This is a genomic window from Bernardetia sp. (assembly GCF_020630935.1).
Taxonomy (GTDB): Bacteria; Bacteroidota; Bacteroidia; order Cytophagales; family Bernardetiaceae; genus Bernardetia.
Genome location: NZ_JAHDIG010000006.1, coordinates 62,203 through 88,747, shown reverse-complemented (window position 1 = coordinate 88,747; position 26,545 = coordinate 62,203). Strand labels below are relative to the sequence as shown.

At 33.5% G+C, this 26,545-nt stretch carries 24 protein-coding genes and 1 pseudogene; 5 read left to right on the top strand and 20 right to left on the bottom strand.

The window, feature by feature from the left end; all coding sequences use genetic code 11:
- Positions 1–50: 50 nt before the first annotated feature.
- From QZ659_RS03310 to QZ659_RS03295, 4 genes are all read right to left on the bottom strand, one after another.
- Positions 51–497, bottom strand: coding sequence for a GNAT family N-acetyltransferase (locus tag QZ659_RS03310; RefSeq protein ID WP_291721797.1), 447 nt, complete (start codon positions 495–497; stop codon positions 51–53).
- A 137-nt stretch (positions 498–634) separates the two neighbouring features.
- Entirely contained in the window at positions 635–1,267 is a 633-nt protein-coding gene (locus QZ659_RS03305; RefSeq protein ID WP_291721794.1) for an NAD(P)H-dependent oxidoreductase, read from the bottom strand.
- Positions 1,268–1,297: 30 nt separating this feature from the next.
- Entirely contained in the window at positions 1,298–1,747 is a 450-nt protein-coding gene (locus QZ659_RS03300; protein ID WP_291721791.1) for a MarR family winged helix-turn-helix transcriptional regulator, read from the bottom strand.
- A 4-nt stretch (positions 1,748–1,751) separates the two neighbouring features.
- Positions 1,752–2,183, bottom strand: coding sequence for a hypothetical protein (locus QZ659_RS03295; protein ID WP_291721788.1), 432 nt, complete (start codon positions 2,181–2,183; stop codon positions 1,752–1,754).
- Between the two features lie 178 nt (positions 2,184–2,361).
- Here QZ659_RS03295 and QZ659_RS03290 point away from each other — a divergent pair, with 178 nt between their 5' ends.
- Positions 2,362–2,787, top strand: coding sequence for a hypothetical protein (locus QZ659_RS03290; protein ID WP_291721785.1), 426 nt, complete (start codon positions 2,362–2,364; stop codon positions 2,785–2,787).
- Between the two features lie 43 nt (positions 2,788–2,830).
- Here the strand turns inward: QZ659_RS03290 and QZ659_RS03285 are convergent, their stop codons facing one another.
- A complete protein-coding gene (locus tag QZ659_RS03285) occupies positions 2,831–3,382 on the bottom strand; it encodes an AAA family ATPase (protein WP_291721782.1) in 552 nt (183 codons plus the stop codon).
- A gap of 444 nt (positions 3,383–3,826) precedes the next feature.
- Between QZ659_RS03285 and ileS the strand changes: the two genes are divergently transcribed.
- From ileS to QZ659_RS03265, 4 genes are all read left to right on the top strand, one after another.
- The gene (ileS, locus tag QZ659_RS03280; protein WP_291721779.1) at positions 3,827–7,192 is read left to right on the top strand and encodes an isoleucine--tRNA ligase; all 3,366 of its coding nucleotides are present in this window, start codon (positions 3,827–3,829) and stop codon (positions 7,190–7,192) included.
- 102 nt (positions 7,193–7,294) lie between these two features.
- Positions 7,295–8,224 carry a toxin-antitoxin system YwqK family antitoxin gene (locus QZ659_RS03275; protein ID WP_291721777.1) on the top strand — a complete coding sequence of 310 codons (930 nt, stop codon included), beginning with the start codon at positions 7,295–7,297 and terminating at the stop codon, positions 8,222–8,224.
- Positions 8,225–8,385: 161 nt separating this feature from the next.
- Entirely contained in the window at positions 8,386–8,688 is a 303-nt protein-coding gene (locus tag QZ659_RS03270; protein ID WP_291721775.1) for a hypothetical protein, read from the top strand.
- 62 nt (positions 8,689–8,750) lie between these two features.
- Positions 8,751–9,665, top strand: coding sequence for a glutaminase (locus QZ659_RS03265; RefSeq protein ID WP_291721773.1), 915 nt, complete (start codon positions 8,751–8,753; stop codon positions 9,663–9,665).
- Between the two features lie 226 nt (positions 9,666–9,891).
- Here the strand turns inward: QZ659_RS03265 and QZ659_RS03260 are convergent, their stop codons facing one another.
- From QZ659_RS03260 to QZ659_RS03190, 15 genes and pseudogenes are all read right to left on the bottom strand, one after another.
- Positions 9,892–13,953 carry a response regulator gene (locus QZ659_RS03260; protein ID WP_291721771.1) on the bottom strand — a complete coding sequence of 1,354 codons (4,062 nt, stop codon included), beginning with the start codon at positions 13,951–13,953 and terminating at the stop codon, positions 9,892–9,894.
- A 170-nt stretch (positions 13,954–14,123) separates the two neighbouring features.
- The gene (locus tag QZ659_RS03255; protein ID WP_291721769.1) at positions 14,124–14,513 is read right to left on the bottom strand and encodes a hypothetical protein; all 390 of its coding nucleotides are present in this window, start codon (positions 14,511–14,513) and stop codon (positions 14,124–14,126) included.
- A 3-nt stretch (positions 14,514–14,516) separates the two neighbouring features.
- On the bottom strand, positions 14,517–14,681 hold the full coding sequence (locus QZ659_RS03250) for a hypothetical protein (RefSeq protein WP_291721767.1): 165 nt from the start codon (positions 14,679–14,681) through the stop codon (positions 14,517–14,519).
- A gap of 18 nt (positions 14,682–14,699) precedes the next feature.
- On the bottom strand, positions 14,700–15,476 hold the full coding sequence (locus tag QZ659_RS03245) for a phosphodiester glycosidase family protein (protein WP_291721764.1): 777 nt from the start codon (positions 15,474–15,476) through the stop codon (positions 14,700–14,702).
- A 109-nt stretch (positions 15,477–15,585) separates the two neighbouring features.
- Complete coding sequence (locus tag QZ659_RS03240) at positions 15,586–16,338, bottom strand: hypothetical protein (protein ID WP_291721762.1); 753 nt, start codon at positions 16,336–16,338, stop codon at positions 15,586–15,588.
- A 98-nt stretch (positions 16,339–16,436) separates the two neighbouring features.
- Positions 16,437–17,198 (bottom strand): L,D-transpeptidase family protein, encoded by a 762-nt coding sequence (locus QZ659_RS03235; protein WP_291721759.1) that lies wholly within the window; start codon positions 17,196–17,198, stop codon positions 16,437–16,439.
- Positions 17,199–17,225: 27 nt separating this feature from the next.
- A complete protein-coding gene (locus QZ659_RS03230; RefSeq protein WP_291721756.1) occupies positions 17,226–17,948 on the bottom strand; it encodes a hypothetical protein in 723 nt (240 codons plus the stop codon).
- A gap of 142 nt (positions 17,949–18,090) precedes the next feature.
- Positions 18,091–19,290: a BamA/TamA family outer membrane protein gene (locus tag QZ659_RS03225; RefSeq protein ID WP_291721753.1), complete on the bottom strand. Its 1,200-nt coding sequence runs from the start codon at positions 19,288–19,290 to the stop codon at positions 18,091–18,093.
- A gap of 297 nt (positions 19,291–19,587) precedes the next feature.
- Positions 19,588–20,736 (bottom strand): glycosyltransferase, encoded by a 1,149-nt coding sequence (locus QZ659_RS03220; protein ID WP_291721749.1) that lies wholly within the window; start codon positions 20,734–20,736, stop codon positions 19,588–19,590.
- Complete coding sequence (locus QZ659_RS03215) at positions 20,729–22,039, bottom strand: hypothetical protein (RefSeq protein ID WP_291721746.1); 1,311 nt, start codon at positions 22,037–22,039, stop codon at positions 20,729–20,731. The genes QZ659_RS03220 and QZ659_RS03215 overlap by 8 nt, the downstream gene beginning before the upstream one ends.
- 9 nt (positions 22,040–22,048) lie before the next feature.
- A complete protein-coding gene (locus QZ659_RS03210; protein WP_291721743.1) occupies positions 22,049–23,317 on the bottom strand; it encodes a hypothetical protein in 1,269 nt (422 codons plus the stop codon).
- The gene (locus tag QZ659_RS03205) at positions 23,292–24,551 is read right to left on the bottom strand and encodes a glycosyltransferase family 4 protein (RefSeq protein ID WP_291721740.1); all 1,260 of its coding nucleotides are present in this window, start codon (positions 24,549–24,551) and stop codon (positions 23,292–23,294) included. Before QZ659_RS03205 ends, QZ659_RS03210 begins: the two co-directional genes overlap by 26 nt.
- 9 nt (positions 24,552–24,560) lie before the next feature.
- On the bottom strand, positions 24,561–25,286 hold the full coding sequence (locus QZ659_RS03200; RefSeq protein WP_291721737.1) for an FkbM family methyltransferase: 726 nt from the start codon (positions 25,284–25,286) through the stop codon (positions 24,561–24,563).
- The gene (locus QZ659_RS03195) at positions 25,283–26,317 is read right to left on the bottom strand and encodes a glycosyltransferase (protein WP_291721733.1); all 1,035 of its coding nucleotides are present in this window, start codon (positions 26,315–26,317) and stop codon (positions 25,283–25,285) included. The genes QZ659_RS03200 and QZ659_RS03195 overlap by 4 nt, the downstream gene beginning before the upstream one ends.
- A gap of 6 nt (positions 26,318–26,323) precedes the next feature.
- Positions 26,324–26,545, bottom strand: a pseudogene (locus QZ659_RS03190) (hypothetical protein); the annotation flags it as partial.

The window sequence follows — 26,545 nt, the reverse complement described above, 5'->3', positions numbered from 1 at the left end:
AAATATAATATTATTTTTTTTATGTGTGATTATTTGAACCACATTTAATTTCACAGTTTTTTTTCAAAACATCTGCTATTTTCCACTCCAATGTACTGTCCATAATTTGGAATTATGTCATATCCATTTTTTTTATAGAGTGCTATTGCTTCGGGTTGTTTTGTGCCTGTTTCTAAGACACATTTTTTATAAGATAGTTCTTTTGCCCATTTTTCTAGCTCTAAAAGAACTTTTGAAGCAATACCTTTTCCACGACTTTTAGGCAACGTGTACATTCTTTTGACTTCCATAGTATCACTATCGAATGGTTTGATTGCTCCACAGCCTAATGGAATATCATTTTCGTATAGTACAACGACGTGTTTTATTGAATCAATTTTATTAAACTGTGCATAAAAAGAATGTTCTGCGCCATCTCTTTTTGCCAAATCAGCATCAAGAAGTTTAACCAAATTAATAAAATCTTGATGTTCAGAATTCGTTCGTATTGCTTTCATACAAGGTTTAAAACAATTTTTTTTAAAAACATCGCTAATTTAAGCTAAAATTCTTTCTATCAAAGGTATAAAAACGAAAAAGGTCATAAATTAAACATTCATGACCTTTTAATTTTCTCTAATAAAGACAAAAAGCATTAATCAATGACTGTAACTAAGTCTTCTTTAGATTTTCTTACTTTTTTCAGATTTACAAGCCAATCTTCTTCTGCTTTTCTATAACCTACTGGAAGAAGTACACAACTTCTAAGTCCTTTGTCTCTAAGTCCTAAGATTTCATCTACTTTATTTGGGTCAAAGCCTTCCATTGGTGTACAATCTACTCCTTCAAAAGCACAAGCTGTTAAGGCTTCTGTAAAGGCGATGTATGCTTGACGTGCTGCGTGTTGGAAGTTTTCTTCTGCATCTCTTTTAGGATAAGAACCTAAAAGCATCTGACGATAATTTTCCCAACCTTCATTTTTAAAACCACGCACTTCATTGACCAAATCAAACATTTTATTGATTCTGTCTTCTGTGTAAGTGTCCCACGCTGCAAAAACAAATAAATGAGAGCAGTCTGCCACAACAGATTGATTCCAAGCCACAGCCTTAATTTTTTCTTTGACTTCTTGATTAGTAACTACAATTACTTCGAAAGGCTGTAAGCCACTTGATGTAGGCGCAAGAGAAATGGCTTCAATAATATTATCGATTTTTTCTTGTGGTACTTTTTTACCATTCATTGCTTTTGTAGCGTATCGCCACTTGAGTTTTTCTAATAATTCCATTTTTGATATTTAAAAATATTGGACAATAGTTTATTTTTCTTCTTTTGATAAGACATCAATCCACTCATTCAAGATATTTTTCAAATTCATAACATCTTCTACTTGAATATTTTGTGTTACCAAAACGCTTGCTAGTTCATTAGGAATACAAGCAGCTTTAGTTTTGAGGTCTTTTCCTCTTTGTGTTAGCTTTATAATGACACTACGCTCATCTTCTTTAGAACGATTGCGCTCAATGAGTTCTAATTTTTCCATTCGCTTGAGCATTGGAGAGAGTGTATTGGTATTAAGCAATAGTTTTTCTGTAATCTGATTGACAGTAAGATTATCATTTTCCCAAAGCACTAGCAAGACTAAATATTGAGGATAGGTAATTTCCATCTTGTCTAAAAAAGGCTTGTAGGCTTTCGTGATAAGACGAGAAACCGAATACAAAGGAAAACAAATCTGATTACTAAGTTTTAATTGAGAATCTTCCATAGATTTAGTTGTTTTTTTCTGTTTTCTTTCCTGCCCTCCAGCTTTGCCATGCTCCACTAGACCACAACGCCCAAGCTATCAAGACAGGTTGAAAGAAAAGACGAATGAGCCTAGCTCTATCAGAGTTTAATGCTCCAAATGCATCTCTACCTTCCAAATACTGCGAAACATTCCCAGGGAAAATCAGAATAAAAAATATAGCTAACGCCCAACCAAACTCTGTTCGTTTAGATTTCCAAAAAGCCAGTCCAAGAGCTAATGTCATTTCTACAATTCCAGATAGAATAACGACCATATCTTTACTAAAAAATGGAATCCAGTCAGGAACTTGTGCTTGAAAATCTATTCTATTAAAAGTCAAATGGCTAAAACCTGCATAGAACATAAATAAAGCTAACAAGATTCTAAATACGTTTTGTAATGTTGATGTTTTCATTTTATGATTTTTTAAATCAAACACGATTTTATTTAAAGCGATTAAATCGCTTGCGATACAAATGTATGAATTTTTATTTAGATTCTCATTATTTTTTCTGAGAATGCAACCTTTTCTACTATTTATAGGCTCTTACAGTAGAAATGCAATCATTATTCAAACTAAAACAACAAAAAACATGAAAATCTACTTATTTCTATTATCGTCTTTTTTACTATTTATAGCCTTGTCTTCATGTAAAAAAGAAATGCAAGGTGAGGTACTACCTTACACTTTAACAGAAAACAATGGAATAGTAGGTAAGTGGTTATGTACAGAATCTTTCGATACTTACGACAGATATTGGCAAGAAGCTAATTTAAAATATACTACACAATTAGAGTTTTCTAAAAATGGAGAATATTTAGAAAAAGGATTTCAAGACAATATGATTTATTGTGAAGGAGAGTATGAGGTAACAGATATAGATTCTGTATGGATAAATTCTAGTTGTTACACAAGTGGTTATAAGCAAGCTATTGATGAACTCACACCAACAACTTTGATTACAGTACAGGGTGGAATACATGGTCCTGTATATATAAAATATAAGGCAATAAAATAAGTTGTCCTTTTTTAGGGGTAGTTCTGCAAACTTTTGTAATGCCTTAGGGCTGCCTCTTTAGCACTTCAATCTGTGAGATAACCTGTTTTACTTTTACCTCTAGCTCCTCCTCTCCATCAAGTTTTAAAACAGGACAATTCAACTTCATTATCCACTCATTATGTATTTTGAGTGAACGTCCATTAAAATTAGGGTCGTCGTATTTGCTTGCCCATTCTATGAAAGCCTTTGATTTTTCTTGTAGTTTCTTGTCTGTAAGAAGTTCATTGCCATATCTTTCTAACTCTCTTACCTTCAAACGCTCCATTCTTACCTCATTTTTCAAATAAATAAAAACGGCTAAATCAAAAGCTATTGTCCATTCCTTTCCCCAACTCACAAGCGAACCACTAACTACAACATTTTCATACTTCTCAATATCCGTTTTGAGGGCTTTATTTCTTTCTATGAGTGGTATTTTTTCTTGAAATGGTGGATTGGTTTTCTCCCAGTAATAATCATCAGCATCCAAATGCTTGAAATTGATTTGTTTTTCTAGTTCTCTGCCTAGTGTAGTTGTTCCAGAGCCTGATGCGCCGAAGATGAGTATTTTCATTGCTATTTGGATTTGATTAGTAAAGGATTTTTAGGATTGATAGGATTAGAAAAACCAGATATACCATTCTCATAGAAATAATATAAAGCAGTTTTTAAAGTGTACGACAAAAATCTCCTTTTGGGTTGTATATCAAAAAGATAGCTTATACATTTCGTTGTGCGGCAACTATTAAATAGACTAGGGCAATCAATTCTACAAATATGATGTTGCGCTGCAACTTTCTACTATATTTTATCTTATAGAAAATACATCTTTATTAGCTTTTATGTAAAACACAAGTTGCAGAGCAACGAAATATTAAATGTTTTGTAAAAAGGGAAATTTGTCGCACACCCTAGCTTTTCCACACTATCTTTTTAATTTACAATTTCTTACCTTTGTGGATTGATTAATTTTGAATAGCCATTAAAAGACTTTTTAAAGTCCAGAATATATATAAAAATGAAATATACCGAACCAAAAAATATCAGTTACGCAGGCGTAGCGAAAGATGTTCTCCATTTTTGGAACGAGAACAAGATTTTTGAGGCTTCTGTCCAAAACAGAGAAGGCAAACCTACTTTTACGTTCTTCGAAGGACCTCCTTCTGCCAACGGAAAACCGGGTATTCACCACGTTATGGCTCGTACGATTAAGGATATTTTTTGTCGTTACCAAACTTTGAAAGGCTTTCAAGTAAAGCGTAAAGGAGGTTGGGATACGCACGGTTTGCCTATTGAATTACAGGTAGAAAAAGAATTAGGCATTACAAAAGAAGACATTGGCAAAACGATTTCTATCGAAGACTATAATCAGAAGTGTAGAGAAGCTGTAATGCGTTACAAAGAACTTTGGGACGACATCACAACAAAAATGGGCTATTGGGTAGATTTAGGAAACCCATACATCACTTTTGATAAAAATTATATGGAAACGCTTTGGTATCTACTAAAGCAATTCTATGATAAAGGACTTTTATACAAAGGATATAGCATTCAGCCGTATTCTCCTGCTGCTGGTACTGGTCTTTCTTCACACGAACTCAATCAACCAGGGTGTTATCGTGAAGTAAAAGACTTATCTGTTATTGCACAGTTTAAGGTAAAAGGAACAGCAAATGATTTCCTTTTGGCTTGGACAACAACGCCTTGGACGCTTCCATCAAACGCAGCTTTAGCTGTTGGAAAAAATATAGACTACGTAAAAGTAGAAACACACAACCAGTACACGAAGCAGCCAATAAATGTATATGTAGCAAAAGCACTTTTAAATAAAGTTCTTGACCCTAAAAAATATGTCGACCACGGTGTGTATGACGAAGAAAAACACCCAAATCAGCATCCTTACACAATTTTAGAACAATGTAAAGGAGAGCGTTTGGAAGGCTTGGAGTATGAGCAACTTTTACCTTATGTCCAGCCAGACGAAGCAAATGGAACTGCTTTTAGAGTAATCTTAGGAGATTTTGTAAGTACAGAAGATGGTACAGGTATCGTTCATATTGCGCCTACTTTTGGTGCAGACGATGCTCGTGTAGCTAAACTTGCAAACGTTCCTGCTATTTTGGTAAATGATGAAAACGGAAACCCAATGCCACTTGTGGACAAAAGAGGACGTTTTGTAAAAGAAGTTACTGATTTTGCAGGTGAGGCTGTAAAAGAAGAATATGAACCAAACGAAGTTACAAGCAAAGAAGGCTACGAAAATGTAGATTTGCGTATTGCTGTAAAGCTCAAAAAATCGAATCGTGCTTTCAAAGTAGAAAAATACGAACACAACTACCCTCATTGTTGGCGTACTGACAAGCCTGTTTTGTACTATCCATTAGATTCTTGGTTTATCAAAACGACAGAACACAAAGAAAGAATGGTAGAGCTAAACAAAACCATCAACTGGAAACCTGCCAGTACAGGTGAAGGGCGTTTTGGAAACTGGCTTGAAAACCTTGTAGATTGGAACTTATCTCGTTCTCGTTATTGGGGAACTCCTCTTCCGATTTGGAGAAGTGAAGACGGAACAGAGGACGTTTGTATTGGTTCTATAAAAGACCTTTTAGCAGGAATACAAGAAGCCAACGACTCAAAAGTCTTGACAACAGAAGAAATCAAGAAAAATCGTGGTTTCTTAGAGAAATTTATGGCAAATCAAGCTGATTTGCACCGTCCGTATGTAGATGATATTACGCTTGTAAAAGGCAAAACAAAACTTACTAGAGAAACAGACCTTATCGATGTTTGGTTTGATTCGGGGGCAATGCCGTATGCACAGTGGCATTATCCATTTGAGCAAAATGAAGTTTTTGAAAAATCTTTCCCTGCTGATTTTATTGCAGAAGGTGTTGACCAAACTCGTGGTTGGTTCTTTACGCTTCACGCTATCGGAACAATGCTCTTCGACTCTGTAGCCTATAAAAATGTAATTTCGAATGGACTTGTATTAGACGATAAAGGCAATAAGATGTCGAAGTCTAAAGGAAATGTAGTCGACCCATTTGAAACCTTAGAAAACTTTGGAGCAGACCCAACTCGTTGGTACTTGATTGAAAACTCAAATCCTTGGGACAGTTTGCGTTTTAGTAAAGATGGCGTTACGGAAGTGCAGCGTAAGTTTTTCAATACGCTTCAAAACACCTATTCTTTCTTTGCTCTATATGCAAATTTAGATGATTTTGATTTTGATAAAAATAATGTAATTCCTGTTGAGAAACGACCTGAAAGCGACCGTTGGATTATCTCAAAACTTCACTCTTTGATAGCCGAAGTAGATGCAGCTTTTGCAGAATATGAGCCTACTAAAGCAGCTCGTGCGATGTCTAAATTTGTAACAGACGACCTTTCAAATTGGTACGTTCGTTTGAATAGAAAACGTTTTTGGAAAGCCGAACTTGTAGATGACAAGATTGCAGCCTACCAGACACTTCATACGTGTTTGGAAACGGTTGTTTTGTTGGCTTCTCCGATTGCACCATTCTATTCTGATTTTGTATATCGTAACTTGAAAAAAGCAGACAAAGACAGCAAGGTTTCTGTTCACTTGGCAGATTTTCCTGTTTCTGATGAGAGCTTGATAAACAAAGATTTGGAAACACAAATGGAACTTGCTCAACAGATTTCTTCGATGACACACGCTTTGCGTAAGAAAAATCAGATGAGAGTTCGCCAGCCATTGCAGAAAATTATGGTAGCTGTGGTAGATGAAACTACTCAAAATCATATCAAAGCTGTACAAGAATTAATTTTATCAGAAGTAAATGTAAAAGAACTAGAGTTTTTAGCTCCAGATTCTGACAAACTTACCAAAACAATAAAACCAAACTTTAAAAAGCTAGGTAGCCAGTACGGAAAAGCAATGCCAAAAATTGCTGCACAAGTAAAAGCCATGTCACAATCTGATATTGCAACGTTGGAGCAAACAGGCGTATTTACATTCAATCTTGATGGAGAGGTAATTCCACTCACACCAGACGATGTAGAAATCGGAACAGAAGATATTGAAGGCTGGGTAGTGATGAGCGAAAACGGAATTACAGTAGCTTTAGATGTAAACCTTACCGATGAGTTACGCCAAGAAGGAATTGCTAGAGATTTGGTAAATCGTATTCAAAACCTTAGAAAAGACGAAGGTTTGGAAGTACAGGATAAGATTATGTTACAAATCCAAAAAGGTAACGAACTTCTAAACGATGCTTTGTCCAACTTCAAAAAATATATCTGTGATGAAACACAAGCCTTAGAAATGGAAGTGTTGGAATCAGTAAATGATAGCGTTGAGCTAGAAACCGAAGAAACAAAAGTTCATTTGGCAATGAAAGTGCATCAGTTAAACTAATGTAGTACACACTTTAGTGTGTGAGCAGATGTTATGAATAAAATCAAAAGTTCCATTTCCTTGAGAGGTGGAACTTTTGTAGTTTTATAGAAAAAAAAGACTATGAGATTCATTGTATTCCTAATTTGTTTTATTTTTATTTATCAAGTTTCTTTCCCCCAAACAATAGAAGAAATAACATTGGACTCTACCAACCACTATATGATTGTAGAAAATGATACCCTTCCGTTTGTTATGTCCAAAGTAGAACGACTGGTTTATACTAAGTTGCAGATAGATACTATGGTTTACTCTTTTGATTCTCTTCCCTGTCCTTCATTTTACCGTTTTGAAAACAAGATTTTCAATTATTATGATGCAAATTGTAAAAAACAAGGAGTTTGGATTGAAGAAGTGATAGGAAGAATATGGAAAGGCAAATATATTGAAGGTAAAAAAGAAGGCATTTGGAAAACTATAGATAAAAAAAATGCAGAAGATTATTATGAAATAAAGTTATTCAAAGACAATGTGATGACTTGGTCTAAAATATTCTACCCAAATCATTTACAGAAATCCTATGTTACTTGGGAAAGAGCAGATTCGTATTATATTCAGTCTATAAAAAGATGGTATGAAAACGGAAAACCTAAAGAACAATACAAATGTAAACTTAATGGTGAGAGTAAGTATTATTTGCCTTTAAAAGTGTATGAAATTGATACAGCGTATGAATGGTTTGAAAGTGGTCAATTAAAGTATATTGCGATTCATAAAGGTTCAAAGAAAAACTATACTTATTTTTATGAAAATGGAAATATACAAATCAATACTATTTGTGGTGTATTGGGTAAAAATACTAGACAGATTACACATTATTACGAGAGTGGAAATATAAAAGCAATCAATTATTTTCTAGCAACTAAGAAAAATTATAATAAGAAAATAGGCATCTGGGAGTATTACGATGAATACAAAAACCTTATAAAGAAGGTCATTTATAAGAAAGGTAAAGAAAAAAAGACAGTGTATTTCGATGATATGAAAAAATAAATATGATTATATAGGATTAATATGACAAAAGCTAAGAATAAAATCATCAATCTAATCCAAGCAGGAATTTCCACTGCTCCTAATGAATTTACTCGTTCGTTTTATTTTATTACGATACAAAACGAAAGACTTTTTTTGTAATCCATATCGCTGACTACTTTATGCTCAATGAAGATTTAGAAATAGATGATTCTGTAACCAGTTCTATGTCTAGGGAAGCTCAAAAGGAAATAGTAAACTGGATAAAAAGAATAGAGAAAAACGATTCCTCTCTTATTTGTATTCCCCAACGAGGAATCACAGATGAAGAAATTTTGGAAATAGAATTATTGGAATTTATAGAAAACAACAATATTGATTTAGAAACAGCTAAAATACAACTTGCAGAATCTGAAATGCCCATATCAGTATCACTTGATTTAGAAAATATAAAAATTAGTCAGAAAAAATGGTGGCAATTTTGAAAATAAATGGTATCCTTATGATTGAAAACAGTATTAGACAAACCTCATAAACACAATAAAAAGTGAATTTCGAAACAATCATTAAAGAGATATATCAAAATATCAAACTTTTAGAAGATAGTGGAGAACTAGCATCTTATATCCCAGAACTAGCCTACATTAATCCAGAAAGTTTTGGCGTACATATTTCTACACTTGATAAAAATGATTTTGGTATTGGAAATTATACTGATAAATTTTCCATTCAAAGTATTGCTAAAGTTCTTTCCTTAGCACTCGCTTACAGAATGGTTGGGGAAAGTATTTGGAAAAGATTGGGAGTTGAACCTTCTGGAAATCCGTTCAACTCCCTTACACAACTTGAAGTAGATAATGGCATACCTAGAAATCCGTTTATTAATGCTGGTGCAATCGTAATTTCTGATATTTTGATTAGTAATTTGGAAAATCCAAGAGAAGATTTTTTGGCTTTTGTAAGAAGCCTCTCCAATAACCCAAACTTAGATTATTCAAGTGAAGTAGCTGCATCAGAGAAAGCAATAGGATTTAGAAATGTAGCGTTGTGTAATTTTATTAAATCTTTCGGTAATATTGAAAATGACCCAAACAAAGTCCTTGATTTTTACTTTGACCTCTGCTCGTTAGAAATGACTTGTAAAGAACTCTCAGAAGCATTTTTATTTTTGGCAAATAATGGACGTAGAACAGTAGATAACCTTACAATACTTACCAAAAGTGAAGCAAAGAGAATAAATGCACTCATGCAAACCTGTGGTTTTTATGACGAATCTGGAGAATTTGCCTTCAAAGTAGGACTACCTGGAAAAAGTGGTGTTGGAGGAGGAATTATAGCTGTTCATCCAAATCAATATACAATAGCCGTTTGGAGTCCAAAATTAAATAAGAGAGGAAACTCCTATAAAGGAATGAGATTTTTAGAAGAATTTACTACAAAATCTGAGCTATCCATATTCTAATTCATTGCTATTTGTCTCATGAATAGATTTCTTTAAAGGAAACGAAACGTATTTCAATATGAAACACGTGATTTAAGATAAAAAAGGCTGAACTCAACAACAGCTATCAAAGAACTATGAGTTAAATAGTTAAACGACTAAGTCAAACCCCAAACTTTGTACAACTTACACACTTTATAGGATAGTGTCAGACAGTTTCGGAAATAGCACTTGAAGTAGGCTTTTATCACACTCGTTTTCCAATCCATTTACAAACCGTATAAACAAGCTGGTCGTAATCTACTGGCTTAACAATATAACCATTTGCACCTGCATCAAAGCATTCTTGTTTGTCTTCTTCTTGTGCCTTCCCTGTAATAGCAACGATTGGATAATGCTTGAGTTCTTCATCTTGACGAATCTTTCTCATAGCGTCCAAACCATTCATTTCTGGCATTACTGAGTCCATTAGCACCAAATCTACATCTTCTTCACGCAACATATCAATGGCTTGCTGCCCATTCATAGCTTCTAAAATTTGAGCTTCATAGGTTTCTAAAGCAGAGGCAATCACGAAAATATTACGAATATCATCATCTACAACTAAAATAGTTTTATTCTTAATAATTTTGATGGCTTCTTCCTTACTTATTTCGCCTCCAGCTTCATCAGCAGCTTTTTGCTCTTCGATATCGTCTTCATCTTCACTAATTTCCTCATTGATAGAATTACGTGTTAGCGAACGAGGAGGAACATCGCCTTCTAGTTTTTCTGTAGGTTTCTTTCTGCCTGTCTTAGAAGATGATTTTTTAGAAATCATTTCCTCTAACTCTTTATCTACCTTGAGTTCGTCTAATAAAGATTCGGCAAGTTGAGCCGTACGTGATTTCTGTCCGTTCGAACTTGAAAATTCATCTTGCTTTGGAGTTTCCTTCTCCACTTCTTCTTCCATTCTATGCAAAAATATAGCGACCTCTTCACGCAATTTTTCATCGGTATCTCTTGTTTTTAAGATGATGCTTTGCGCTGCTTGGCGAAGGTTGGTTTCCTCTTCATGTGAAAGAGATTTTCCAGTATAGATAATGACAGGAATATTAGAATGATTTTCATTGATGTATTTGCAAACTGCCTGCCCACTACCATCTTTCAATCCTAAATCTACAATAGCACCATCAAATGTTCCGTTTTCAATAGCTTGAATCGCTTCATCTTGGCTCTTTACACCCAAAACTTTTACATCATCACCAATAATAAGCTCTTTGATGGCTTCCATTTGCGACTCGTCATCTTCTACTATCAAAAGCTCTTTGACTTTCTTTTTCGAAAGACGAAGCATATCCGACATTGCACTCTTCAAAACATTTTCATCTATTGGTTTTTGTAAGAAACCAAATGCTCCTGTGGAAAGAAGATTGTGGTCTTTGTCTCTTGCTGAAATAATTTCGATAGGAATATGACGCAATTCTTTATACGATTTGAGTTTTTTCAAAACATCTACTCCATCAATATCTGGCAAACCTAAATCCAAAATAATTCCGTTAGGCTTATACTGAATTGCCAAATCGATGCCTTCTTCTCCACTCTGTGCAATAAGCGTTTTGATACTCTGTGCGCTCAAGACTTCTGCCATACTTTCAGCAAATTGTACCTCATCTTCAATAATCAAAATGACATTATCATTTTTGTTAATATTGTCTCTATCGTCGTCAATATCTTCTCTGATAAGTTTTCTAGGCAAACGTTTCTGAGATGCTGTTCCTCTTTTTGCATCCAAGTTTTTTACCACTACGGTTACTCTGTCTTCTTTTTCTGCTAATTCTTCATCCAATCTTTTTGGTAAGATAATAGAAAATGTACTTCCCTTTCCTGCTTCTGAATCTAGTTCAATCTGTCCTTGTAAGAGTTTGGTAAGTTCACGAGCAATAGAAAGTCCTAATCCTGTACCTCCATATTCTCTTGAAGTTGTACCATCAGCTTGTTTGAAGGCTTCAAAAATGACTTGCTGTTTATCTTTTGGTATGCCAATACCTGTATCGCTGATACTGTATTTATAATGATTTTCGTCGTGTTCAGTGATAGTGAGCTTTACTTGTCCTTTTTTAGTAAACTTAAATGAGTTAGATAAGAAATTGCGTAAAATTTGAGCTAATCTTTCCTTATCACTATATATGAATGATTTTGTTTTGTCTTCTGTAATAAAATCAATTCCTTTTTCTTGAGCTATGCCTTGGAACAAATCGCTCATATCGGTAACGATTTCCTTGTTGGTAAATTCTACTGGATTGATAACCATTTTTCCAGCTTCAATCTTAGAAAGGTCAAGAATATCATTGATAAGACGTAAAAGTTCTCCCCCCGATTTATAAATAATTTTAGCTTTTTTCACATCTTTCTCTGGTAATGACCTTTTCTCATTCTTAGAAAGCATTTTGGAAAGCATAATAATTGAGTTGAGAGGCGTTCGAAGCTCGTGCGACATATTTGCCAAAAACTCTGACTTGTATTTGTTGGAAAGTTCTAGCTCTTCGGCTCTCCTATCTAGTTCTTCCTTAGCTAAAATTAGGCTTTCATTTCTACGACGCAATTCTTCTGATTTTTCTTGCAATTCTCCCTGCTGAATTTCCAATCTTTCATTGGCTTGCTCAATCTCTTTTGCTCTCGCTTGTGCGCTACGTGTGGCTTCTTCCGAAGTAGCCAAAAGTCCTTTGATTCTATCTGTTTGAGAAACAGAATAAATGTAAGTTACGATGGTGTTGGCAGCTTGTTGCAAGAACTCTTGTTTGAGCTGTGTGAAAGGCTCAAAAGAAGCAAGTTCGATAACTCCATACAATTCATATTCAAAAACTAAAGGAAAAGCGTACACATGAGTTGGTGGTTCTTCGACTGTACCCGTAGTCAGTGCCATATCTTGCCTTCTAATATTTTTCAAGAGAATTGGACTACGCTCTAAAGCTACTTGTCCTACCAAGCCTTCGCCAATTTTGTATTCGTTTGAAAGTCCAGAACGCTCTGTAAAGGCATACGAAGCATTGAGTTTCAGTTTTGATGAGAAATTATCTACCAAATACATCACACCTTGTGCAGAATCGGTATAACGAGAAATAAAATTGATAGCTTTTCTACTTAGTTCTAGTGAAAGAAGATTTCCAGAAAGCTGTTGTGCAAGCTGATTGATACCATCTTTAATCCAGTTTTGTTCGAAAGTTTCTTTCTTATTGGCTCTAAGACTTTCTGTCATTCGTTGTAGAGCAGTACTTAGTTCGTCTTCTTCTCCTCTTTCTTTTACTTCAACTGTATAATCTCCTTTTGCAATAACTTGTGCTTGATTGATGATATTTTTAAAATTCTCAATCATCTGGTTGATAGAAATGGCTAATAAATCGTTCGGACTTTTTACTTCTACTCGCCTAGAGAGGTCGCCTTTTGCAATGCTGTTTGTGATATTTGAGATTTCTTTCAAATTTTCAACTACTTTCCTAACCGAAGAATAAATACTTTCTTCTGATTTGTTGTTATTGAATTTCATATTTAAGTCGCCAGCCGAAACTCTGCGAGCTATATCTGCAATTTCGGAAGGGTCGCCACCAATTTTTTTGCTTGTGTTGCGAACAATAAAAAGAGCTACTGCAAAACTTACCAAAATAGAAAAGATAGTACCACCAATAATCAGACGACTAGAGTCTGTATAAATCTCTTCGCTTCGTTCGGCTGCTTCTCTAGCGTTTTGTAAATCTTGAGCAATTATAAAATCCAAATTCTGATTACTTTCCTCAAAAGACAAAGCTGCTGTAAGCATTAATGTCTGTTTTGCTTGTTCTTTATTGTTGTATCTAGAATCTCTCTGTACTTTCTTACTTAGTTCTAAATACTTATTATACGATTCTTCATAGAGTTCGAAATCGCTTCTATTTTTTATGATTTGGCGCATCGCCTTCGATTCCTTTGAGTCATCTTCCTCATAAATATCTCCCATTTCTCTTAATTTTTCCTGTCTTTCATCTAAGAAGGCTCTGTATTTTTGCTCGCTTTCTGCTATTTGCATTTCAAGTTCTCTCATTTCTGCCTCATACCCTGCCATTTCAGTTTCTGAAAGCGCAAAGATATGCTGCTGCTGACGTATCATGTGGTCAGATGTATTTGTATTGATACTTGAAATTTCATAGATACTTGGCATCCAGTTTTCACTAATTTCTACGGCAACTTCTTGTACTTGAGAGAGCTTATAGATGGCAAAGAAATTAACTATGATAGACAGAGTTAGGATAAAGGAAAAACCTGCAATAAGTTTTGTGGATAATCGCTCAAACATTCGTATTACTATTTTTTATGAGAAAGGCTATCTATTTCTTAATTTTTTCTAACTATAATTTACTACTAATTTAACTAAAATAGCAAACATAACGCCTTTTATCCTTCGAAAAGGACTAAAATAGGTTGGCTTTCGACGAAAACGAATTTTTAATCGGTTGTTTTTAGCTTTTAAAAAATGCAATACAATACAAACCCACCAAAAGCCATAGAAAAAGGAAACAACAAGCGAATGTAAAGAGGTTTTAATATTTCAGCTGATTTGAGAGAATAAGCATGATGATATTTTCTTGGAACAAGATAAAGAAGCAAAGAAGTAGCAATCATAAATCCACCCAAAACTTTAAAAAACATAGGGTAACGACAAAAGTCAGCATAAAAAACCATTGCAGCAGCAGGAATTAACCGAATTGTGATTTCAGCATAATTTATAAAATTAGTACTCCCAGCCTTAGCTATGGTTTCTCTTGCTTTTGTGGGAGCAAAAAGCATCAGAAAACCTACTGAAATCAAAAACAACCCAAACAGAACTACAATATATTTAGAAAGAATGATAAGCATAATTTATTCTTTTTCTTTAAAAAGTTGGAAGCCCCAAGCAATAAGTAAAAATCCAATTCCAGTAAGTGGAGGAGGAAGAATTTTTGAGATAATGCCAATTACAATCATTGCAATAGCAATAAGAACGAGCAGAATACTGACAAGGTTAATTTTTTGATTGTGTGACATAATAATAATTTTTAAAGGTTATTTTGTTTCAGCTATGATAACTCCAAATATGCCATCAGTTTGTTGCCAGTTTTTTGAAGGAAGATAAGTTTTGGAAACAAAACCATCTAAATAAAGAGCATTTTTGCAGTCATTTTGTTTGAAAAACGTAGCAAAATCATAAAAATTAATTTCCTTTTTAGACATCGCAAATAAGAGATTTCCATTGGGCAAAACTCCAACCCCATTTCTAATATTAAGGTTGGAAGAGCCTTTCATAAATTTTGAATGCATTTTCCCATCAATCAGTAACATAGGTCCTGATTGTGTGGCATACTTTATATTTTCGTAATTATTGGCTTTCAAAAATTCCTTTGTCGTACAGACAACAGAACTATCATTATTTGTCAGATAAAAAATACCATTCGGCTGCATATAAAAATTGCCATAGCCTTTTTCTACTGTATCTATTTTAGCCTTTATTTTTCCATTTTGAATGAACAAACCTTGTGGAGACAAATCTCTTCTAAACATCCCTCCATTCATTGCAAAAACAAGCTCTTTTCCTTCTTTTTGCAATGCTTTTTTCAATACTTCAAAATTTTCGTAATGTTTTCCTGCCTTATCTTTCCAGTAAAAATCTAGTTTTTGTTTTTTAGGATTAATTGCATAACTCAATATTCTACTCTCATCTATCTTGTAATTTGGGTCGTTTTGAGTAACTTTTTCTTGCTTACTTCCGATATTTTGATAAACGATGAAACTTGTCAAGACAACAAGAATGGGTAGAATAATTAGACCTAGCTTTCTTTTCATAATTTGAGATTTTGTATGAAACAAAAAATCTCTATCAAGCATATTTTCTTGATAGAGATTTAAGATACTATAATTTTCTGAGCTTTATTTCATTTTAGAATGTAATTCTCTATTTATCGTCTTCATTTTCTTCTTCTTCCAGTGCTTCCAAATCTACGATTCCAACCTCTTCAATTGTTCCATCTGGCTGTACTTCGTGGATTGTACCTGATTGTACTGTCATTTCTTTGTCTTCTCCGTCTGCTGCATAGACCATACAACTCATGGTTTTGTCTTCATTAAGCGTACAGGTTACTTTTTCTTCTTGTGTGAACCCATCTTGTGAGCCTCTGATGTAGTATTGTACATTTTTCTCAGCAATCGGTTTGCCCTCTGCATCAAATGTTACTAGCTTGGTAAACTGGAAAATAGAACCATCATAGCCATAGAATAAAAGCGCATTAATACCTTCTGGCATTTCATCTAGCTTTCCGATAAGGTATAAACGATTTCCCCCTTTAGGTTCGACCATTACTTTTTCTCCTAATCCGTTGATGATATTGAAATATTTTTCATAAGTCGTCATAGAAATTGGAGAAAAGACTTTTTTATTTGTTTTTTCACTAACATCGTAAGGCGTTTTGACCTCTTTTATTTTTCCAACAAACTCTGAAAAATCTTCTGCTGGAACAGTATCTTTTAGGTGTAGAGCTTTTCTATTTTTATCTTTATTAGCATCATAAACGTTTGCATCATCTACTACAACGGCTCTTGATTTATCTTTTTTGTAAGGATTTACATTTCGCTGTGCAAAAGAACTACTAGAAAGAAAACTAAAAGCAAACACAAATAGTAAAAGGGAATAAATAGTAGGCTGTTTCATTGTATAAAAAAAATTAAGGTAATGGGATAAAAATGGTTTTATAATAAGTAGTAAAACTACATACCAACCATTCTTGTTTTGATAAGATACAGATAAAATTATTTGAAAACATAATTACCTTTTGCATCTATGCTAAAAGACAATTCTTCTTTGTTTTTCTCAAATTTTTCATATCCTATCTTTATGTTGTCCCAAAATCCTACCAAATTTTTATATTTTGGATAAAATTCTTGCTGATTCTCTTTATTCATGCGAAAGGGCAAAACATAAATCGGAATCTTCGTTTGTCCATTCGTTCTTGCCTGTACTGCCAAAACATAGACTTCTTTGATGTACTCATCTGTAATGGGAATACAGCCAATCGTAACACAAGCTCCATGAAGATAGATTGCTCCTCCCAAATCTTTAGTTGCCGTTTTAGGATTTCTACGCTTATCTGCTAAATTAGGGTAGCTAATTCCTAGAGACAAAAAATAGCTACTCATAGGGTTGAAATGATTGATGTAGTAAAAGCCTTCTGGAACTTGATAATCGCCTTCCTTATTTTTATGCCCCAAATCGCCTGAGTTTTGGCAAATATCATAGGTCAGAAATTTTTGATATTGCTTTGCTGTTTTAGACTTAACATAAACTTCTAGCTCTTGTTCATCTTTGTAAGCTACTATCAAAATATTTAAGTTTTGGAGCGATAGTTTTTTTTCTTTTAGCTTTTTACTAAGGTAGTTTTCCTTTTCTGTATAGGCTGTCCGTACTTTTTTATAGCGTTTTTGTTCTGTAACAAAATCTTGATAAGCAAAAAAACCAATACAACAAACAACCAGTGAAAAAAGTCCTAAGAGATGTTTTTTTTGAATTTTCATAAGTGCATACTTTTTAAAATGAAATGCCTACTCTCCATTTCTTGCCAATGAGGTTTCTAAATCTATAAGTCCAATTTCTTTGATGCTTCCATCTTCTTGTACTTGATAAATTTGTTCATAAACAGGAATCATAGTTTTGCCAACTTCCTCATAATTTACACAACCTAGTGTTTGGTCTTCATTGATATGACAAGTCATTTTTCCTTCCATTCCTTCTTCTGAACCTTTAATATAATATTGTATTTCTTGTGATGCAATCGGGTTTCCGTTTTTATCAAAAGTAACGAGTTTTGAAAACTGAATGCTATTTCCTTCAAAGGCATAAAATAATAATGCTTCTATGCCAGTTGGCATATTGTCTAATTTCCCTACTAGATAAAGTCTGTTTTCATCTTGTGGAGCTAATACGATTGTTTCTTGTATGCCATTGGTAAGATTGAAATGCTCGTTGTAAGTATCTAAAGAAACAGGGGAATACAAATCTGTATTGACAACTTCATCTAGGAGAAGATAGCTATTTATTGTTTCTATATTTTCTATAAAATTGGAAAAATTGTTTGAAGTCGTAGTTTCTTTTCGTACCAATTCTTTTCGTTTGGTGTCTTTACTTGCATCATAAACATTAGATTCGTCTATGATAAGAATACGCTGTTTGTTTTTGTAAGGATTTACATTGCGCTGTCCGAATGTAGTTGCAGAAGAAAAAACAAATACTAAAAGCAAAAGAGAAAAAAATGAAGTATTTTTCATTGAAGTAAGATAGTTAGTAGTTGAAGTGTGAAATAGACAAACAAAACACGAAATTATAAACACGTATGTACTTTGTTTTCACAAATCTCTTTAACTAAAACCTTACCAAAAGTTAATAAGAATAAATTTTTATTTAAAAAATTTAAAATGCTTCTGCAATTCCGAAGTAAAAATTCAATTTTTCGCCTTTTGCAACATCAAAACGAATGTTGAGATTTTCAGATTTTACAATTTTGAGACGTAAGCCAGCCCCATATCCTACCTTAAGATTTTTGAAGCTCAAATCTTCTTTTGTATGATAAACATCTCCAGCCCCCACAAAGACCACCATTCCAACAGGTTCATAGATTGTAAAACGATATTCAGTTTGTAGTGCTATCATATTGTTATCTATAAATCTTCCTTTGTAATATCCACGCATCAGTTCGCTTCCTCCAAGGGCAGCTAGTTCAACCAAAGGCGCATCTCCATCTGTAAAATATCCATATCCTTGAAAAGCTAAGACATCGTTTCGATGAGAAAGTTTGAAATACTGACGCAAATCTACTCTAGTTACTTCAAAAGGCGTACCTCCCAAAGATTTTCCATTAAAGGCGTGTCTAAACTCGTAGAGCGAACCCTTCTGAGCATTCAAAACATTGTCCCTAGAATCGTAAAGAGCAGCTAAATCCAGTCCAGCAGAGATAGAGCCATCATACCCTAAAGGCTGATTTCTATTAAGTATTCCATCTTTTTCAAGCTCCATATCCCAAACATTATTGTAACGTATTCCCCCACCAACAAAAAATTTACCTACTACTCTCTTTAAGAGTAAAGGACTGATTAAAATATTCTGATATTCAAAAAGCTCTTCATTTTTGATAGAAGTCGTGTTTCCAAGACCGAAATATTGTTGGGGAAACTTAGAATAACCTAAATTTCCTCTAAGCATCCATTTTTCATCATTGAAAAAAACAACATAGCCAGAATTAACTACTACTTGTTTTCGAAGGGTATAAAGTGCAGAAATCGGCATATTTGATGTGCGTGTTTCTCTACTGGCATTCTTAAACTTAAACAGCCATTTTGCTCCTATCCCAAATCCCCAACTGGTTTCGGGTTTGTAGGAAACGATAGGAGAGATAACAAATTTACTACGGAAGCGAGTAGAGTCTTCCAAAACATCAGCTTTGTTTCTAAATTCCACATAATCTATTATTTTATCAAAAAAAGTTTCTTTTTTTTCTTCCTGCTGAGTATTGGTAGAATCTTGGTCTTGTGCCTTTACTGTCGTATGTTGAACAAAATAAAGAGATAGAACAAATAGAAAGGAATAGAATATCTTATAGGTATAAATTTTCATTGTATGGCAAATCGTAACTTCTATGAATAATAAGGAGGTTAAAAAAGCAAAAAAATAGACTTCTTAACAACTTTTTTTATAGAGCTACGAGAAATCTACCTATAAGACGCATTTTGTAGGCGAATTGTTAAAAATTTTGTATCAAAAAGTAGAATTATATTTAGTTTCTGTAATCAGAGACACTGATTTTTAATGTTTTAACCCATTTTTTTGTATGAAGAAGTTATTCATCATAGGAACATTACTAGCAATATTCAGTTTTAGACAAAAAACAAATTTGTAGAGTAGTATCATTTTCTATTCAAAACTATTCTCTATTGTTTGTGCTATCTTTTCAAATGACCAGTTTTGTATAATTTGAGAAGATAATCGCCCCATATCTTTTGCTTGTCTTTGGGATGTAATTTTATTCATTGCCTCTTTTAAAGACTGTACATTTTCACTTTGAAAAACAAATCCATTTTCATTATCTTGTATCAAATCTATTGCACAACCTACTTTTGTACTGGCAATGATGGCTTTTTCTGCTGCCATAGCCTCATTGATAGCCAATCCCCACGTTTCAGAAACAGATGTGAGTAGAAATACATCTGCCAATAAATAGATAATGGGCATCTTAGACTGATTTTGAAAAGGTAAAAAGTGTATGTTAGCTCTGTTTTTGGTTTGCTCTTTAAGTTCTTCTTCCAAATGACCGTTTCCCACCAAAATCAAATGTTCTTTATTCTTTCCTCTTTCTATAAATGCTTGAATTAGCAGTTGGGGCTGCTTAACAGCTTCAAATTTACCTGCAAAAAGCCATACTAATTCATTTTCTTGAATTCCTAATTCTTCTCTCCACTTGTTGGCTACTGCTACATTTTCATCTGTTGGTGTAAAACGAGAATTGTCAATGGCATGAGGAGCAAAAGTGAGTTTTGTATCGCTTACTCCTGCATGTTTGTAATAGCTTTTATTATTTGTTCCGACAAAAAACGCTTTATCTATATGTGAGTAGAGCCAAGTAAGAAACAGTTTGCGAGCTACTTTTTTCACAGGAGAAATTGTTGTTAGGAGATGTGAATCTCCACGAAACCATACTGAAATTTTATTTGAAAAGTAACGGATAACTTTCAAATGACTTTTGTAGCTCCAACCGAAGACTAAAATGGCATTAGGTTCATAGCTTTTTATGTCTTCAATAATTGTTGGATTATCAATTCCTTTGAAATGATGTGAACCTTTATCAGTTGCTATATTCTCTAAAAACTTGTAATTGTATCCCTCTAATAAAGGAATATCCCATTCTATTTTTTTTCCAAACCCTTCATCAAACTTATCTTTAAGTACATCTTCTCCCCATGTATAGAAAACACAAATATCTATTTTTTGTCGCTCTGAAAGCAATTTAAAAATGGGAGCATAATATTGGATGGGATGAGTGGTAATAATGGCTAATTTATTCATTTATTTCAATGATTTTGTCAAAAAATTCAGCTTGCTTGCGTGTCATTTCTCTAGCTGTATAAGGCTCAAAAGCTTGCCAATCCGTTTGTGGTTTTTGTTCAATATTTTCTAAAAACTTCTTGAATGTAATGTAGGCTTCCTCAATTTTGTCTTCATCAAACTTCTCCTCTAAAAAAGGAATTACTGTACCTGCATTCGTCTTCCTAAGAATAGAAACGGCACTGCTTCCTTCATAAAATACTGCACAGATAGGTTTTTCAGACAAAATATAAGGATAAAGTTTTGAGGCTGTATAATTTTTATCTATTGAACCAAAAATAAGCAATCCGTTAGCCTCTGAAAGCAAACGCAACGTATCAAAATAAGGAATTCGTGCAGGAAACTCTTCTACTAAAGTTTGAACACCTATTTGTTGAGCTACTGGAAAAATAGTAGGTTTAGGATTCTGAGAAGAATAATCTGTTCCAATAAAAAAAAGTTTTAGTTTTTTGAAAAGTGTAGGGTTTTCTTTCAGTCCTTTGCTAATAGCTTTAAAGAGTATCTGAGCTGCTGTTTTTAGGTCGTGTCCTCCTCTGCCTATATAAACAAGATGTACAAAATCATCTTTTGGATTAAAAAACTTGTTGTGAAAATCCATTTTGTTAGCCACCTCAAAATCTTTATCAAAAGCTCCAAATGGAAGCGTAATACAAGTTTGAGGTGTGATATTCTGATAGCGTTTTTGTAAGGTTTGACAGTATCCCTCTGAAACTGACACAATACCATCTACCTTTTTCATCGCAATAGGCTCTAAAAACTTATGCAAATTATATGAAAACCAAAATTTAGGTGGACGTTCAGCCTTTGGACGAGTGAGGTAGTAGTCTGAATGCCAAGGGTCTTGCATATCTATTATGTATGGAATCTTGAATTTTCTTTTCCAGTATGCACCCAAAACACAAATAGGAAAGACCGTTGTAGAAAAATAAATAAGTTCTATTGGATTACCTTCTTTTTGTTTTTGCCTTATGATTTGATTGACTTTTTTTCTATAAAAATACATAGAACGAAGCCCTAGCTCACCTAGTCCAACTTTTCGTGTATATTTTGCAGAAAATGCCTTAACATGATGAATTTCTAAATCTTCTGGAACAGTTTGTAATAATATTTCTTCTTTAGGAAACTCTGTTAGGTGAGGCGCAACTCCAACAACAATCGGATTCCATCCAAACTCTTTCCAATAGTTTACTCCTTGTCGAACACGGTGCATATCGGCTGCATTATTAGGAGGAAATGTAGGAGAAATAATAAGTAAATTTTTCATTTTGAATAATTAGCTCAATGTTTTTTCTAAGATGTCAAGAAACTTTTGTCCTTCTATATTCCAGTTATATTTTGTTTTTGAAGCATTTTTAGAGGCTTTTTTCATGTTTTCTAGCATTTCAGTCTTGTTTTTCTTACTGTCAGCTAAAATTTCAATTTTTTGTACCACTTCTTCTATACTTTGAATATTTACTAAAAAGCCTATATTTTCATTCTGTTTTAGTAACCAAGCTTGACCTTTTGTAGAAGAAGACAAAATAGCCAGTCCAGTATTCAAATACTGAAAGATTTTATTAGAAATAGCTAATTCGTTGTTGATACTAAAACCTGTTTCTAGTGCAAGCCCTACATCGTGTTCTGCTGTTCTAAATACCAGTTCTTGATTTGAAACCAAACTATGAAAGTAGATATTTTCTCTTACTTTTTTGCTAGTTGCTAAACTTAGCACATGGTTTTTTACTTCTTCACTGGCTTCTCCTCTCAAATGCAATTCTATATCATCTCTATCTAGTCTGTTTAAGGCTTCTATAATTTGCTCAATCCCCCTTCCTTTTCCCGTTGTTTGAGAAAACCAATACAAAGATAAATTATTCGAATTAGTTCTGTCTTTGTACACTTTATCTACTTCTTCCATATCTTCAAATACATTTAAGATAGGAACTATGGTAGGAAGATTGGGATAAAGCTGATTATAAAAATCTATATACAAAGGACTAGCACAAGTGATATAATCAGCTTTAGGAAGATATTTTTTCTCCAACTCTACGATATTTTCATCTTTATTTTTAGAAGTTACACTATACGCATCTTCAATATCAAAGCCTAGTTTTGCCTTATTTTTTTTAGCTATATGAGCAACTACTGGCAACATATTTATATTATGAACAATATATAAGTCTGCCTTTATAGACCTTAAAAAATAATATAAAGGAAGCCAAAGAGGAGTAGAAAGACTTAGTTTACCCACTACACTCCTATTTGCAAGATGTGGAATTTTTTTAGCTATGTGATGAAAGCCTGTTCCCAACAAGTACCCCATTTTTTTTTTATAAAATGGATATACAAACACTTCCCAACTAGGATTTTGATGTACCAACTCTTTGTCAAAAGGAACAAGTTTTTTTAGAGTTTGAAGCCCTACAACAGAGACTTGATATCCATTTTGAGAGGCTGTGGTTGCTTCTTTTATCAGACGAGGATTTGAGGAAATATGCCCTACTGAAACAAAGCAAATATGTTTTTTATTATTTGATTTATTTTCTATTTTTTGTTTCCTCATAAAGTAAATATTGATGTTTTATAGTCTCAGCTACTTTGTTTCTATAATCTTCCCATTGCCATTTTTCAGCCGTTTCTAATGCTTTTCGGCTTGTGTTTTCTATAAGATGTTTGTTCTCTACACACCATTTCATTTGCTGTAAAAGAGCTTCTTGATCTCCTACAGGAACAATCCATCCATTTTCGTTATGTTCTATAAAATCTAGTGCCATACAATTAGGAGTAGCAATAACAGGAATACCATTTGCCATTGCTTCTGAAATAACCATTCCGAATCCATCTGAATAGGTAAATGACACAAAAATGCTTACTTCTTTTATAAAGTTCATATATTCTTGATGTGCAAGTCTATCATAAAATTTAACAGAAGGTGGTAATTCTTGTTTTTCTTTATCATCTAATAGATATGTTCCTATAATTCTCAATTCAACATTTGAGAAAATTTTATCTAGTTTTTTCCAAACTCTCAATACGTGATGTGCACCTTTCAAATAACTTATGTTTCCAGAAATTGCAAAGATAACTTTATCTATATTTTCTCTACTATCACTTTGCTGTTTTGGTTTGGGAAATGCCAAAGGAATCACTTGGGCTTTTTGTTGATAAATTGCTGGAAACGAATTTTTTGTAAAAGTAGAATTACAAATGATTGTACTAGCCAAATGCAGCTCTTCTTCTCGCCTTTGATTCCTTTCCTTACTCAAATCTGAAGAAAATAAATTGTTATACTGCTTTTTAAACTCATTTTCTTCTTTAAATAATTTGTCTATTATTTTATCAAATGATTTATAATATACACTTGGCTGTTCGTAAACACACATTATTTGCTTACTATTAGCAGCCTTCAAAGCTGCAAGCGAACAGTGTTCGTACCCATGAAATATCTCAATATTTGATTTTTTTATTTGACCTGCTACCCATCTATCGTAAGAATTCTCTGCCCACTCCCATACTTTGTCAGTAGTTTCTGTTGAAGCATAACGACTAGCAAAAAGACGTATGAGTTCCCTATAAGGATAAGTTTTTATTTTTTCAAAAGGTATTTCAGAGATAGCTTTTTTCTCTATATCTTTTTCTAAACTTGGAGCTATTTTTTTAAGAAAATTAGATAAAAAGTACTCTTTATGAGCAATAAAAGTTGTACAGAACTTCTCTAACATATTATGTTCATAATATGCAAAGGCTGTCTGACGAACAAAAATCCCTGTACCTGGATGGGCATGTAGCACTTTCATAATGTTTGACTATATCCAATTTTTATTTGCTCTAAAAGAAGAGTTTTCTTTTACAAAAATAAAATCACTTTGCCACAATGCTTTGTCTAATGGACGACGAGTAAATGAACAAATATCATAGGTTACAAAGCCATACTGATACATAAAATTACAAACTTCATGTACTAGAGGAACATTCTGATGAATGTCCAGTAAGGATACCTCTAACAGAACAACATCAGTGTTTTTCAAGTATTCTGTTGCACCTTTCAAAATTTCTAGTTCATACCCTTGTGTATCTATTTTTAAAAAATCTATTTTGCCTATGTTTCTTTTTTCTAAAAGCAAAGCTAAAGTAGTAGTTAATTTGCTTACTTTCTCAAACTCATCGTTTTCTTCGTGTTCTGTAAGTACTGAACTTGCTGTTTCACTTTGGTGAAAAATAACTTCTTTATTAGCTTCAGCAGCTAAAAGAGCCTGCTCAAAATAAATTTTTCCATTAGACTGATTAGCCATTTTTTCTAATAGAGTAGCTTTTTCACTCATTGGCTCTACCATCAGAAATTTACTATTTGGAAATATGGTTTGCATCTCCTTTGTCCATTCTCCTTTATATGCACCTATATCAACAGTCATTTTTGGGTCAAAACCTAAATTTTTAAGTTTTGAAATAGAACGAAACATATCAGGGACATCTAGTTTTTCTCTTAATTTTTCTTTTAGAGATGTAGGTAATAATCGTGTTAATATACTCATTGAATTATCTTCTGATAAGTTTGTAAATAATGTTCAGCTATTACAGTAGCACTAAACCTTTCTTCTGCATCTTTTCGCACATCAAGGCGAGAAATAGCATCTATTTTTTCTACTGCTTCTATCATTTGTTGTAGTGTTTGGCAAATGTAGCCATTTATTCCATGCTTGACAACCTCTGGCACAGAACCTCTCCCAAAACCAATAACAGGAGTTCCACAAGCCATGGCTTCTGCCATCACAATTCCAAAAGGTTCATTCCAAAGAATAGGCATCAAAAAAGCTGCTGCTTTTCCCAAAATTTCATTCTTTTGAGTATCATTTACAGCTCCTATATAAACAATCTGATTGTCGTCCAAATGAGGTTTCACTTCCTTTTCGAAATATCCTGTTTGAGCATCGTCTTTTGGGATATTCCCAGCAATGATGAGTTTTCTATTTGTTTTCTTAGCTACTTCTATGGCAATATGTGTTCCCTTAATATGTTCTATCCTACCTAAAAACACTAAAGGAGCATCTTCTTCTACTATTTCTTCATAATCATAAATTTCTATCGGAACACCATTATAGATAGCATAACTAGGTGCATAAGGACGAATTTGCGAAGCAATATATTCACTACATCCTGAAAAATGAAGCGTATTTTTTTTAGATAAACTGAGAGCTTTTTTGATTTGAGAAATGGTAGGTTCACGCTGGTAGCTCATCAAAATAGGAGTAGAAGTAGGTAAAATTGGAAGTAGATATGCCAAACGACCAAAACTATGCACTATATCAACGTCTTGTAGTGTTTTGTCTGTCAGTATTTTGCTGATAGTAAGTGTATTTTTGAGAATATTTTTTATTCCATTATTACTTGTGCTGGGGTAAGGAACTAGAGTCGCTTCCGTATTTGAGTCTTGATGTCCAAATAAAATTACTTCATGTCCTTTTTTTAGATACTCTGTAATAAGCATATCTATTATTCGTTCAATACCTCCGTATAGTAGAGGAGGTACTGGTATTTCTGCATCTGTTGTGATGGCTATTTTCATTATTTCTTAAAATAAAGATTCATAGATATTTAGCATTTCTTCTCCCACTTTTTGAGTAGTGCGAGGAGGAACTATATTTTTGCTCAACATATTAGTAAGTGATGGATGAGTAGCTACATTTAGCAAAATATTTTCAAAGGTAGATAAATCATCAAACTGATATAAAAAACCTGTTTTACCATCTTCCACAAGCTCTGCCACTCCTCCAATATTTGCTCCAATAATTGG